Genomic DNA, 13318 nt, shown 5'->3' with positions numbered 1-13318 from the left:
CGTAAAAAACTTATTCTTGTTTTGTGTAAAAAAAAAAAAACGCCTCGATTTTAGTCAAGACGTTTTGAATATTTTAAAGTTGGCAATTAAGCTTCAGCCACTTCGTGGGTAAGTGCTTCATCTACCAAGATACGGCCACAATGCTCGCAAACAATAATTTTTTTACGCTGACGAATATCTAATTGGCGTTGAGGAGGAATTTGGTTAAAACAACCAGAACAAGAATCACGATCTATCGTCACAACTGCTAAGCCGTTAACCGCATTTTTGCGTAACCTCTTGTAAGCAACTAATAAACGCTCTTCTATTTGCGGCTCAGAATTATCTGCTTTCTTTTGCAAATCATGTTCGTCTTTCTCTGTTTCTGCAGTAATAACGTCGAGCTCAGCTTTCTTAATTTCTAGGTCTTTCTGTCTGCCTTCTAATTCGGCTTTTGTAGCCTCGTAAATTTCAGTTTTTGAAGTAATTTCGAAACCGTGCTCTTTAATTTTTTTCTCAGATACCTGAATATCTAATCCTTGGATTTCGATTTCTTTGGTTAAGGCATCGTACTCACGGTTATTCTTAACTTCTTTTAACTGAGTATCGTATCTTTTAATTGCTGCCTGAGCATCTTTGATGGTGTTTTTACGGGTTACAATTGCATCCTCAAGATCATCAAGCTCACCTTTAATTTTCGAAATTCTAGTTTCTAATCCTAAAACATCATCTTCTAAATCGGCAACTTCCATTGGCAATTCACCACGCACCTGGCGAATTTTATCAATTTTTGTGTGGATATTTTGTAATTCGTATAAAGCCTTTAGCTTTTGTTCTACGGTTTGTTCCATTAAAACAAGTAATTTATGGGGTTTGTATTTTGCTCCGTTAAACGGATTGCAAAGTTAGTAAATTTTTTTTGAATAATTTCAAGCAATAAATTTGATGTAAATTGTTCAGTTTCAAAGTGTCCGATGTCTGCAATGATGATTTTTTCTTCTGCATCGAAAAACTCGTGGTATTTGAAATCTGCAGTGATGAAAGCATCGGCACCGGCCGCAATGGCATCTTTTAAAAGGAAACTGCCAGAGCCTCCACAAACCGCAACTTTTTTAATCCGTTTTGCAATAATACTGGTGTGTCGAATTACTTTGGCCTGCATGCTATCTTTTACCAGGTGGAGAAAGTCATGCCCGTCTAAATCGTACTCCAGCCAACCCACCATGCCAGAGCCTACCAGTTGATGTGTATTTTCGAGTTTATAAATATCATAAGCAACCTCCTCATATGGGTGGTTTTCGAAAAGTGCAACAAGAATTTTTCTTTCGGCTTGCATAGGATATACCATTTCTATCCTTACCTCCTGCTCTCGGTGGCGTACACCTTTTTCGCCAACGAACGGGTTGGTGTTTTCATTTCCCTTGAATGTACCTACACCATCGGCGTTAAAACTGCATTCGCTATAATTGCCGATATTACCGGCGCCAGCATAAAATAAGGCAGAGCGCAACTGTTCTGCCTGGGCATGTGGACAATAGGTTACCAATTTTTTAAGCAAACCTGTTTTTGGGGATAATACTTTGGTTCCACTAAGGCCCAGTCTTTCGCAAATCCTGGCATTAACGCCAGTGTGAATGGCGTCTAAATTGGTATGTATGGCGTACAAGGCGATATTGTTTTTAACAGCTTTAAGCACTACACGTTCTACATAGTTTTTGCCATTGAGTTTTTTTAAGCCCTTAAATACGATTGGATGATGGGTAATGATGAGGTTGCAGCCAGTGGAGATGGCTTCATCTACCACGCTTTCTATACAATCTAATGCGACCAGGGCAGCACGTACCTCCATATTCGGATCGCCAACAACTAAGCCAGAATTATCATAATCTTCCTGGTAGTTTAGGGGAGCAATGCTCTCGAGGTAATTGGTTATTTCAGCGAGTTTCATTGTATAAAGATATATTATTTTGAATTTCGTGATTGATGTTTAGGCAATTTGATTCTCTTGTACCTGCCTTAGTTAAATAAGCGGGATTGCAGCGGTATCTTTTTTGCGGAGACGGCCCAACTAGGGCAAGCAAAAAAATTTAGCGGAAAGCCCGGCTACAGTAGACATAGTAGGCAAACGTTCACTTACCTATCTTAAAGCAACAGTTTGGCAACCTCCTGCCAAGAGTTTACCCGCTCATAAGCTGTAACCAGGAGGTTGTGCGGGGAGGTAAATAATAACGGCCGACCGGGGAAATCGATAAAATTTTTAGTTCGATCGTCTATCATGATATCGGTATTTACAATTTTGGTACCGCAGAAAATGATGTTTTTCCATTCGATAAAGGGGAAATGTTCGCCCAGCCAATCGTATTTATCTTTTAAACAGTTTGGGAACTCCATAGCTGCAGAAACAATGTAAACCTCATATTTTTCTTGAAGCGCCGAAATTACAGACTGGCTATCGGCGATTACTTCTAGATCTCTAAAAAAGCCTGGTTCGTTAATATATTCGAACCATTTTTCTTTCGCATGTTTGGGCACATGGTGATAAATTTCGTTACCAGCATCGATTTTGAGATCGAGCGGGACATTGTAATCTCGGTTATAAAGTTGTATAAATTTCTTTAGCGGATCGGCAATAACCTCATCCATGTCGATAGCAATTTTGTACATATGGTGCCTGCAAGTGTTTAGGCCAAAATTGTAGAAAATAAAGAAATTAAACTATGTTTTTAATTTACAGTATTTTAGTTATCTTTGCAGCCCCGCAGCATGTAGCTCCGGGAACTATGTTGAATACATAAATACGAAAAACAATGGCAACTAAAATCAGATTGCAAAGATTCGGTAAAAAAGGTAAGCCTTTTTTCCACGTTGTGGTAGCAGATTCTCGCTCTCCACGTGATGGTAAATTTATTGAGCGTTTAGGTTCTTATAACCCTAACACCAATCCTGCAACCATCGAAATTAATTTCGAAAAAACTTTAGCGTGGGTAAACAGTGGTGCACAGCCAACTGATACAGCTCGTGCAATTCTATCTTACAAAGGTATTTTGTATAAAAAACACTTAGAAGGTGGAGTTAAAAAAGGTGCTTTAACACAAGAACAAGCCGATGAAAAATTCACAGCTTGGTTAGATGCAAAAGCAGGAAAAATTTCTGGTAAAACAGAAGGTTTAGCTACTTCTAAAGCAGATTTGCGTAAAGCAGCATTGGCGGCAGAGGCTAAGAAAAAAGAAGACAGAGCAGCAGCAATTGCAGCTAAAAATGCACCAGTTGCAGAAGAGGTTGTTGAAGAAGAAGCACCAGCTGTTGAGGCTGAGGCAACTGAAGAAACACCTGCAGCAGAGGCTACTAAAGAAGAAGGCGCAGAATAATAACATTTATTTTGATGCACAAAAGATAGCGTTTCGAATTTCGGAACGCTATTTTTATTTAAACGAAAATTTAAAAGTTGCCCAATATTGAAAGATAAGTAGCTGTTGGGCTAGATACATGAGGTAAGCTGGCTTTAGCTGATAAAATACATTTGATCTATGAAACACGAAGAAGCATTTTATGTTGGTTATGTGACCAAAACGAGGGGTTTAAAAGGAGAGGTTCAGGTTTTTTTTGAATTTGATGCTTATGAACAGCTCGATTTCGATGTGGTTTTTGCAGATATGAACGGTAAGTTAGTTCCTTATTTTGTTGCTGAGAGCAAGCTGCAAGCCAACAAGACTGGTTATTTTAATTTCGATGATGTTGACCATATTGACAAGGCACAACCCCTTTTGAAAAAGAAACTTTACCTGCCTTTAGAAAAAATGCCCGAACGCGATGAAGATGAATTTTTCTACACCGACTTAAAGGGTTTCGTTGCCATTGATGAACAACTTGGTGAATTGGGTGAGATTTTGGCCGTTAATGAATACCCACAACAATTTATCGCAACCGTTTTATACCGTGAGACGGAGATTTTGTTCCCTTTAAATGAAGACTTCATCGTAGAGATTGACGACGAGGAAAAAATCTTAACCTTAAATCTTCCAGAAGGGTTATTGGACGTATATTTAGAAAGGTAATTTTAATTTTTAACGAAAAAATATTAATTTGAAATTTCTAATCAAATTATTATGCTCAAAAAACTATTTTCTCTCACCGCTATTCTCTCCGTATTACTAATTCTGAATGGCTGTAAAACGGTGCAGCAAGCCAGTTCTAAAGAAATTAAACCTTTTATAGGTATTTGGAAAATGACCAACCATGAAGGAAGCTATGTTATTTTTAAGCAAGATGGTAGCTTCTACAATATCTCTAAAGAGCAAAACAACCATATTGTTACGCATAGCGGAACATTTAAGATTTTAGATGGACAGACTTATGTGTTGGATATAACTTATGCCCGCACAGATGCGTTATACCAACTTGCCGGCAAGCAATACGTTAATAAATTTACTTTTGCCAGTGAGAACAGAATGAGAATGACAGGAGTGGTAGACGGAAAAAATGGCGGCCGCTCACTTCAATGGGTTGATGAATTGGCGAGGGTAACTTCACTCGACTAGTTTTTTTACTATTTTTCTAGGAGATAACTATTGCTGTGGTATTTGATTGCCTTCTCTAATTTCAATTGCTACCTTTGCGCTATGCGTTTCGATATCATAACTGTTTTGCCTGCATTGCTTGAAAGCCCTTTTGCACATTCTATTTTACAAAGGGCACAAAAGAAAGGGATTGCAGAAATTGTGGTGCACAACCTTCGCGATTATGCTACCAACAAACAAAAGAGTGTAGACGATTATCAATATGGCGGAGGAAGCGGCATGGTGATGAGTATTGAGCCATTTGCAGCCTGTATAGAAAAGTTGCAGGCAGAAAGGGAATATGATGAAGTCATTTTTATGAGCCCTGATGGTGTTACGCTTAACCAAAGCACAGCCAACGAACTGTCTATTAAAAAGAATATCATTATTTTGTGTGGACATTACAAGGGCATCGATCAGCGGATTCGCGATGTTTTTGTAACAAGGGAAATTTCTGTGGGCGATTACGTGTTGAGCGGCGGCGAATTGCCTGCAGCTATAGTAGTTGATGCGGTTGTTCGGTTAATACCTGGCGTATTAAACGATGAGACTTCTGCCCTGTCTGATAGTTTCCAGGGAGAGCTTCTGGATGCGCCTGTATATACCCGTCCGGCTGATTGGCGTGGGCATAAAGTGCCCGATGTTTTGCTAAGTGGACACGAAGCAAAAGTGAATGAATGGCGGCATGAACAGGCCGTGGAAAGGACAAAGCAACGCCGACCTGATCTTTTGGAATAGAACGGTTTATCAATAAGGAATGTTGATTTCTAAAAGATTGTGGAAAAAATAAAATTAGTTTTTATAATTGAAAAAAAAACCCTAATATTGCAATCCGAATTTCACGGGTTGAAATATCGATTTAATAGCTTAAAATCATGGATTTAGTAAAATTTGTTGAAGAGCAGGCCATCGCGAAAAAAGATTTTCCTGCGTTCAAGTCTGGCGATACAGTGAGCGTACACTATAAAATTCGCGAAGGTAATAAAGAACGTGTTCAAATTTACCAAGGTGTTGTTATCCAACGTAACAGTGCTGGTGCTAACGAAACTTTCACAGTTCGCAAAATCAGCAACGGTATTGGTGTTGAGCGTATTTTCCCTTTTAGTTCTCCAAACATCGAGAAAGTAGAAGTGAATAGCTATGGTAAAGTTCGTAGAGCAAAATTATTCTACTTACGTGCTTTAACTGGTAAAGCTGCTCGTATCAAATCTTTGAGAAAATAATATTCTTTATTATAAGATATAGCCTTCACGATTAACTTCGTGGAGGTTTTTTTGTTTAGGTAGCCTTAGTTTGGGTAATTCATCACCCGCAGGGGCATAATATATAGCAAGATGTTAGATTCGGTATTTTTCGAACAAGTTTTCTGGGGGAATTCTGTGAAAGCTTATTGCCTTTTTGGCGGTATATTGCTGTTCGGATTAATCTTTAAACGCATATTTTCCCGAATCCTGAGTAAGCTTTTATTTAAGCTATTCAGCCGCTTTTCTCAACAATCGCACGATGGCGCTTTTGTGTCTCTGCTCGTTAAGCCAATAGAAACGCTAATCCTCTTGACTACGCTCTACCTGTCTATAAACCAACTGAAACATCCTTTGGAAGTGGCAGTGTTTCATTACAGCAAACTTATTGATAAGGTTAAGGTAGCCGTTCCGGTTAGCATAGGCGATTGCATTGACCGGATTTTTTTATTTATGATCATCCTTTCTGCGTTTTGGATTATCCTAAGAATTATAGATTTCATCAGCCACGTACTGCTTTTCCGGGCATCTTTAACAGATAACAAATCTGATGACCAACTGGTGCCTTTCTTGAAAGAGCTTTTCAAAACATTGGTCATATTTATTGGTTTCTTTACGCTTCTCGGTTTTGTTTTCGAAGTAAATGTATTAACACTTATTACCGGTTTAGGGATTGGTGGTATTGCTATTGCACTGGCTGCTAAAGAGAGCTTGGAAAATCTAATTGGTTCATTTACGATCTTTCTAGATAAGCCATTTGTTGTGGGAGACCTGGTTCGGGTTGATGGTGTAGAAGGAACAATAGAGAAAGTAGGCTTTAGAAGCACCCGCATAAGAACATCAGAGAAAACGCTTGCTACTATCCCTAACCGCGGAATGATTGATGGGGTTTTGGAGAACCTCTCCCTTAGAAATTCGAGAAAGGTGAACTTTACCATTGGCCTTACCTATGAAACCAATGCAGCATCGTTACGGGAAATCGTTTCCGACATAGAAAATTATATCCACAACCATCAGGGAACAAATACCGATGGGAATGCATCTTTCAAAAGCTTTGGCGATTCAGGGTTAAATGTAGAGGTAACTTATTTTGTAACTGTTTTAGATTTTGCGCAGTTCCTTAAAATCAGGCAGGAAATAAACCTAGAAATTATGGATATTGTAATGCGCAACCAATCTGACTTTGCCTATCCTACACAAAGGTTGATTAGCGATAAAACCACTGCAGTAGAACAGCCAAAAGAGGTAGGGAATGATGCTACAGACTAATTAATCTCGTAGCTTGACATTGATAATTATTCAAGCTTCTGAATGCTATTTAGCAGCGAGAATTATCGTGTCCATTCGCTTTATTTAGCAGATGCCCTCGGTTGAGCATATTTACAATGTAACGCAAATACATCAAAGGTTGCCAATACCAATTATGGTTCTTGGTAAGTATCATAATCAGGCCTATTGTAATCTTGCTATTAACAAAAAACCCCAAATTAGAATTGCTTCCAAATTGGGGTTCAAATAGATTTATATCTTCTCTAACTTAAGGTAGCCAAGGTAGTGATTCCACCTTTTACCACTTCGTTTAATGAAACATTAACTTTAGTGCCAACTGGTAAGAAAACATCAACCCTGGAGCCGAATTTTATAAAACCAAATTGTTCTGATTGAACCACCTGATCGCCTTCCTTTACGTACCAAACAATTCTGCGTGCCAATGCACCTGCAATTTGACGGAACAAGACAGGCGTACCATTTTTATGCTCAACAACGGTTGTTGTTCTTTCGTTTTCTGTAGAAGATTTTGGATTCCAGGCGGCTAAGTATTTTCCGGGGTGATATTTGAAGAATTTTACAACACCTGATATGGGATTACGGTTAATGTGTACATTGACTGGAGACATGAAGATAGACACCTGCAACCGCTTATCTTTGAAATACTCCCCTTCTTCCGTTTCTTCAATTACAACCACTTTCCCGTCTGCAGGGCACACCACAAAATCTTCACCTGAAGAAAAGCTACGACTGGGGTTGCGAAAAAACTGCAGCACAATTAAAAATAGCGCTGCCGAAAAAATATAGACAAACCACCGCAACCAGGTTATGTCATAGTATTTGTAATCAACAAAAGCGTTGATTACGAAAATCAATAATATGGTTACGGCTATGGTGGTATAACCTTCTTTATGTATGGTCATTTTGTAAAAAATTATAGGGCAAAGGTGCGAAAAATAATTTAATCCTACTTTAAATTATCCTTCCGTTGCACTATAAATGTCGATTAGATTTCTGCCAAGGCCGTTATAGTCTAGTCCGTAGCCAACAACAAACTCATTTGGAATTTCAAAGCCTACGTACTCTAAATCTTCAATCTGGTACTTTAAGGCGCTGGGTTTCAATAACAGTGATGCTACCTTTACAGATGCCGGCTTTAGCGCTTTGATTGTTTTTAAAATGTGTGTTAAGGTTAGTCCTGTATCTACAATATCTTCAATAACAATAATATCTCTACCGGAAATATTTGGGGGCAGGCCAATTAGCTCTTTTACTTGTCCAGAACTTGACGCACCATCGTACGAGGCTACTCTCATGAATGCTACTTCACATGGTATTGTTATTTCTTTTATCAAATCGGCCATAAATAAAAAACTACCATTCAGTATTCCAATAAATAATGGGCACTTATCCTCGTAAGCAAGGTTAAGCTGTACACCAATTAGTCTAATACGCTTATTTATAGTTTCGTTCTCTAAGAATATTTCGAATTGCTTTTCCGCTATCTTTATTTTCTGCATTATAATAATATCTAAGCTTTAATAGATGGCGTTTTAATCACCGCCTTGCTCCCTTTCTCTTCTGCGTAATTCCCTCCGCTCCTGTCTGAGTTGTTTTTTCGATTTTGTTGTATCTGCCTGCTGCACTGTGGTCGTGTCTTTCCTATTTCCTCCCCCAAAAATCCGATCGAAAAGATTTTTGTTTTTGTCTTGCATCATCACAGGTGGCATGCCGTCTTCCTCATCATCAAAAACCGTGGTGTCAACTACGGCTGTATCTGGTGCCAAATACTGGCGCAAACCTTCTCTTAAGCGGACATTATAAAAGCCGTAACCAGATGTATCTGCAGGCGTAAGACCCCGTCTGGCCATTATATTTCCCATAAAGCGAAAGTAATTGAACATGTAAGGTTTCAAACTACCATCTGCCATAAATTTGTACATCGATGCTTTTGGCTTGGGAACAATGCTTGCTAAAAATAATCCATCGCCAATGGTTAAATCTGCAGGTTGCTTACCAAAATAGTACCTCGAAGCTTCGCCAATACCGTAAATATTTTGTCCCAATTCCATAATGTTGAAATAGACTTCCAGCATTCTCTGTTTGCTTACTAAATGGTTGTGCTCAATTAACCACACAATTAAGATTTCTTCGGCTTTGCGGGCCAAGGTTTTCTGCCTGCTGAGGTATACATTTTTAACCAGTTGCATGCTAATGGTGCTACCGCCACGTTTAAATTTCTTTTCCTTAAAATTTACAGCAATCGACTTTCTGATGGATTCTTCAACGAATCCATTGTGGGTGAAAAATGATGGATCTTCTGCCGTTAAAACAGCATTTACGAAATTTTTTGATATTGCATTGAGTGGCGTAAAATTTGGATTATCAGGGCCTATATTGATGTCTCTCATGGGCTTACCATACTCGTACGGCGTATATACAAAAGGCGAATTAATCTTCTGCAGATTTGTTTTTCCCCATTGGATAATTTTAAAACCAACTGGCGTGAGCGTTGAACTAAAACGTACACTGTCTGGAATTTTGGTATCTAGATAAAAATTAAGGTTATATTTAATTTTGCCCTGTACTTTCAGTCCCTCTAACGATTCGAACAATCCCTGTGGAAAAGCATCCAAGATGGCTTGTGCATCTTGCTCATCGGCATTTAATTTTAACTCATAGATTTTATTTTTACCTAAAGTGTATTTGATATAAGGATGGATTTCGGCATTTTTTAAAAATGCGGTAGATGTGCTGTCTAAAGAGATGTAATTAGGACCTACCAGAACATCGGCATCCAACTTCGCACTTTGCACAATAATATCATTTGATGCAATTCTAGGCTGATTAATCAGCATGTTCTTTACCGACCATGATCCTGAAATTTTGTAGTCGTCTCCGCTGTATTTTGCATTTTTTAGTTCGGTTTGTAAGGTATCAAAACTAATTTTTGCGTGCAGTTTGTTGTTGAGGTATGGGAGTTCCAGTTTTTTCCCATCGGCGTATGCGGTAAAACTTAATTGCTTGCTGCCTGGATTCACATAGCCGTCTACGTGCCAGGTAGATTCACCATCATTAACGTTGATAGTCGATTTTAAATCTCCGCCATCTATTGTAGCCGCCGTAGCAAAGCTAAGTTTGGCGGTGTCGTGATCGTTAAATTTGAAGACCATGTTTTTGACATCCATATCATCAGGAATCTTGTATAATACCTGGTTTAGAATGTTGCTCGCTATCTCTGCCAGGTTTGATTTGCCATTATTTTCGGTGCTATCTTTTTTCTTTCTTTTCAGGATAAAATCGATGTTGGTGGTCGAATCTTTAACCACCACGCTAACAAAACCATTGTTAAGTTTTACTTCAGAAAGCTTTACGTTACCAAAAATCAACGGAAGTAATTTTACGCCTACACTGAGTTCGCCAATGCTTGAAAGTGTATCGCGTTGATTTGGTACTACAGAAACACCCGTCATTTTGACCGTGCTTAATCCGGTAAAACCAGCAGATCCTATTTTCAGCTCCAAGCCATAATCTTTGTCTGCTTTTACAATCGCCTTGGTAATCATTTTGTGCAAAAGAGCTTCTCTCTTGCTATAGGCAACAGCACCCAATGCGATACAAACAATTAAAAGAACGCCCAAAACCCAGGCTCCGATTTTTAGATATTTTTTAGGGATCTTAATTTTAGGTATTAGCATTTGCTTCTAAAAAAGGTTAATTGCTTAAACGTAACAATTAAATGTTTATTTCGTGTTAAAATTACAGTTTAAAAGCCTAAATAAAGTTTTTGTGGCTATGTTTTGTTAATTTTGAATTTAAATCAATACGATGCAGATAAGCCCACAACATGTTTTAGATGCTTTAAAAAATGTGGAAGATCCGGATCTCAAGAAAGACCTGGTAACCCTAAACATGATTAAAGATTTAAAAATTACCGATAATCAGGTCAGTTTTACCCTCGAGCTCACTACCCCGGCATGCCCGATGAAGGAGATGCTGAAAAATGCCTGTACAAATGCAGTAAAACATTTCGTATCTGCCGAGGCCGAAGTCTCGATTAATGTAACATCCCGGGTTACTCAGCCTTTGCGTTCATCCTCACTAGATAACATTAAAAATATCATTTTAGTTTCATCCGGAAAAGGTGGTGTAGGTAAATCAACTGTGTCGAGTAATTTAGCAGTAGTGCTTGCCAAAGATGGTGCAAAAGTGGGTTTAATTGATGCCGATATTTACGGTCCTTCGGTTCCAACAATGTTTGATTTGGTTGATGCAAAACCAGCTGCGGAAGAAACTGCTGATGGCAAGACTAAAATTTTGCCTATCGAGAAATATGGAATTAAGTTATTATCGCTGGGTTTTTTTGCAGATCCTGGTCAGCCTGTGCCATGGCGTGGACCAATGGCCTCAAATGCGGTAAAGCAATTGTTTAACGACACAAACTGGGGAGAATTGGATTACTTAGTTGTAGATCTTCCTCCTGGCACAGGCGATATCCATATTACCATTACCCAAAGTTTTCCTATTTCCGGTGCTGTAGTGGTAACTACTCCACAACAGGTCGCTCTTGCAGATACACACAAAGGTTTGGCTATGTTCCGCATGCCGGGCATCGATATTCCGATTTTAGGTGTTATCGAAAACATGTCTTACTTTACACCGGCAGAATTACCAGAAAACAAGTATTACATTTTCGGCAAAGGTGGTGGAACCGAGTTGGCATCAAGGTTTAGCGTACCCTTCTTGGGCGAAATTCCCATTATACAAAGTATTGCTGAAGCCGGAGACCTGGGCAAACCGGCAGCTTTAAACCAAAATCCTTTGTTAGATGTTATCTTTGGAGATATTGCAAGTAAAATTGCGCAACAAATCTCCATCAATAATGCGCAGGCAGCTATGTCCTAAAAAATTACTATTTTTATATTTTTAAATAACAAATAATGAATTTAACAGAACGAGTAGAACAAGCATTGGAAACCATTAGGCCCTATTTAAAAGCGGATGGAGGTGATGTTTCTGTTGAAGAAATTACATCTGAGGGAATAGTTAAACTGAAACTTCTAGGTAACTGTGGTTCTTGTCCAATGAGCTTCATGACGATGAAATCTGGTATAGAACAGGCCATTATGAAAGCTGTTCCTGAGATAACATCCGTCGTTGCTGTGAACATGGCAGAGCAAGTTTAGCTTTAACACTATTTAACAACGATGTGTTATTTTTAAAGTTATTTTTGTTTTGATGAGATACTGCGTAGCTTTTATTTGTTTATTGTTTTCGATAACCGCTTCTGCCCAACAGAAGCCGGCTCAAGAAAAGCTTATCCAGTTTTCTGGAATAATAACAGATATCGATAGCTCGAATGTAATTCCTTATGTTACGATTACCAATCTATCTGCCTATAGCAAACGCGTTGCCGCAGATTATCGGGGCTATTTTACTTTCATCGTAAACCCTGGAGATACTATTCTATTTACCGCAATCGGCTACAAAAAATTCTCAACGGTTATTCCAGAAAGTACGCCAGATTATAAATATACCATCATGGTTAAACTCAAATCAAATGTGATTGATTTACCCTCCGTTAGGGTTTTTCCTTGGGCAACAACTGAAGAGTTTACAAGGGAGTTTTTATCCATGAAGTTGGCTGATGATGATTTGGCTATCGCCAAGAAGAACCTTTCCCGGGCATCTATTAATGGTTTAATACAGACTTTACCTCGCGATGGACAGGAAATTGGAAGTCAGAATTATCGGTACAACTTCGATAGGATGATCAACAAAAATATGGTCCAAACTAATCCGCTTTTAAACCCCTTCGCCTGGGGTAAACTAATGCAGCAGATTTTTGATGGTGATAAGAAGCGAAGCGAGAATTGATGTGCTTCTAACGTTAGTTTTTTTTCTTTCGGTTTTCTTAACTGTTGTATTGTCTTGGCCAGACGGGCTTCGTCCTTTTTGACAACAAAAAGTACCAAAAATTGCCGGCTGAAAATTTTTGTTTTAAAGGCAGTGGGTTGGCTTGTTCAGTGCTTGCCCAAACATTTGTTAGGCCGGGGTTGCGGTTAACGGAGGTCTTGTACTGGGGCCTTGCTGGGTGCATTTAAATTCTCATCAAACCAGTCTTTGTTTTCTTTCGGTTTTCTTAGTTGTTGTATTGTCTTGGCCAGACGGGCTTCGTCCTTTTTGACAACAAAAAGTACCAACAATTGCCGGCTGAAAATTTTTGTTTTAAAGGCAGTGGATTGGCTTGTTCATTGCTTGCCCAAAAAATTT

Annotated in this window: 15 protein-coding genes; 9 read left to right on the top strand and 6 right to left on the bottom strand. The window is 38.8% G+C overall.

The features are described 5' to 3' along the window. Positions 1-86: 86 nt before the first annotated feature. The 3 genes from OQ268_RS04160 to OQ268_RS04150 all read right to left on the bottom strand — a co-directional run bounded on the left by OQ268_RS04160 (position 87) and on the right by OQ268_RS04150 (position 2643). The gene (locus OQ268_RS04160) at positions 87-830 is read right to left on the bottom strand and encodes a zinc ribbon domain-containing protein (RefSeq protein ID WP_265854836.1); all 744 of its coding nucleotides are present in this window, start codon (positions 828-830) and stop codon (positions 87-89) included. Next, complete coding sequence (locus OQ268_RS04155; RefSeq protein WP_265854835.1) at positions 830-1927, bottom strand: Nif3-like dinuclear metal center hexameric protein; 1098 nt, start codon at positions 1925-1927, stop codon at positions 830-832. The genes OQ268_RS04160 and OQ268_RS04155 overlap by 1 nt, the downstream gene beginning before the upstream one ends. Positions 1928-2121: 194 nt before the next feature. Further along, positions 2122-2643, bottom strand: coding sequence for a 5' nucleotidase, NT5C type (locus OQ268_RS04150; protein WP_265854834.1), 522 nt, complete (start codon positions 2641-2643; stop codon positions 2122-2124). Positions 2644-2786: 143 nt separating this feature from the next. Here OQ268_RS04150 and OQ268_RS04145 point away from each other — a divergent pair, with 143 nt between their 5' ends. The 6 genes from OQ268_RS04145 to OQ268_RS04120 all read left to right on the top strand — a co-directional run bounded on the left by OQ268_RS04145 (position 2787) and on the right by OQ268_RS04120 (position 7045). Then, complete coding sequence (locus OQ268_RS04145; protein WP_265854833.1) at positions 2787-3347, top strand: 30S ribosomal protein S16; 561 nt, start codon at positions 2787-2789, stop codon at positions 3345-3347. Between the two features lie 159 nt (positions 3348-3506). Next, complete coding sequence (gene rimM / locus OQ268_RS04140; RefSeq protein WP_265854832.1) at positions 3507-4034, top strand: ribosome maturation factor RimM; 528 nt, start codon at positions 3507-3509, stop codon at positions 4032-4034. A 51-nt stretch (positions 4035-4085) separates the two neighbouring features. Next, a complete protein-coding gene (locus OQ268_RS04135) occupies positions 4086-4517 on the top strand; it encodes a hypothetical protein (protein ID WP_265854831.1) in 432 nt (143 codons plus the stop codon). Positions 4518-4598: 81 nt separating this feature from the next. Then, the gene (trmD, locus tag OQ268_RS04130; protein WP_265854830.1) at positions 4599-5273 is read left to right on the top strand and encodes a tRNA (guanosine(37)-N1)-methyltransferase TrmD; all 675 of its coding nucleotides are present in this window, start codon (positions 4599-4601) and stop codon (positions 5271-5273) included. A gap of 137 nt (positions 5274-5410) precedes the next feature. Next, positions 5411-5758, top strand: coding sequence for a 50S ribosomal protein L19 (gene rplS, locus OQ268_RS04125; protein WP_322973933.1), 348 nt, complete (start codon positions 5411-5413; stop codon positions 5756-5758). 111 nt (positions 5759-5869) lie between these two features. Beyond that, entirely contained in the window at positions 5870-7045 is a 1176-nt protein-coding gene (locus OQ268_RS04120; protein WP_265854829.1) for a mechanosensitive ion channel family protein, read from the top strand. Positions 7046-7308: 263 nt separating this feature from the next. On the opposite strand, the gene OQ268_RS04115 is transcribed toward OQ268_RS04120, so the two are convergent. The 3 genes from OQ268_RS04115 to OQ268_RS04105 are packed head-to-tail and all read right to left on the bottom strand — an operon-like array spanning position 7309 to position 10743. Continuing rightward, complete coding sequence (locus OQ268_RS04115) at positions 7309-7968, bottom strand: phosphatidylserine decarboxylase family protein (RefSeq protein WP_265854828.1); 660 nt, start codon at positions 7966-7968, stop codon at positions 7309-7311. 54 nt (positions 7969-8022) lie between these two features. Next, a complete protein-coding gene (hpt, locus tag OQ268_RS04110; RefSeq protein WP_265854827.1) occupies positions 8023-8565 on the bottom strand; it encodes a hypoxanthine phosphoribosyltransferase in 543 nt (180 codons plus the stop codon). Between the two features lie 33 nt (positions 8566-8598). Further along, positions 8599-10743, bottom strand: coding sequence for a transglycosylase domain-containing protein (locus tag OQ268_RS04105; RefSeq protein WP_265854826.1), 2145 nt, complete (start codon positions 10741-10743; stop codon positions 8599-8601). A gap of 130 nt (positions 10744-10873) precedes the next feature. On the opposite strand from OQ268_RS04105, the gene OQ268_RS04100 reads away from it, so the two are divergent. The 3 genes from OQ268_RS04100 to OQ268_RS04090 are packed head-to-tail and all read left to right on the top strand — an operon-like array spanning position 10874 to position 12922. Then, positions 10874-11950, top strand: coding sequence for an Mrp/NBP35 family ATP-binding protein (locus OQ268_RS04100; protein ID WP_265854825.1), 1077 nt, complete (start codon positions 10874-10876; stop codon positions 11948-11950). Between the two features lie 35 nt (positions 11951-11985). Continuing rightward, positions 11986-12231, top strand: coding sequence for a NifU family protein (locus tag OQ268_RS04095; protein ID WP_265854824.1), 246 nt, complete (start codon positions 11986-11988; stop codon positions 12229-12231). Between the two features lie 52 nt (positions 12232-12283). Next, complete coding sequence (locus OQ268_RS04090; RefSeq protein WP_265854823.1) at positions 12284-12922, top strand: peptidase associated/transthyretin-like domain-containing protein; 639 nt, start codon at positions 12284-12286, stop codon at positions 12920-12922. Positions 12923-13318 lie beyond the last annotated feature (396 nt).

Origin of the sequence: Pedobacter sandarakinus (assembly GCF_026240095.1) — a bacterium.
Lineage (GTDB): Bacteria > Bacteroidota > Bacteroidia > Sphingobacteriales > Sphingobacteriaceae > Pedobacter > Pedobacter sandarakinus.
Note: the sequence above shows the minus strand (reverse complement) of the source record. Positions and strands in the feature narration are given on the sequence as shown.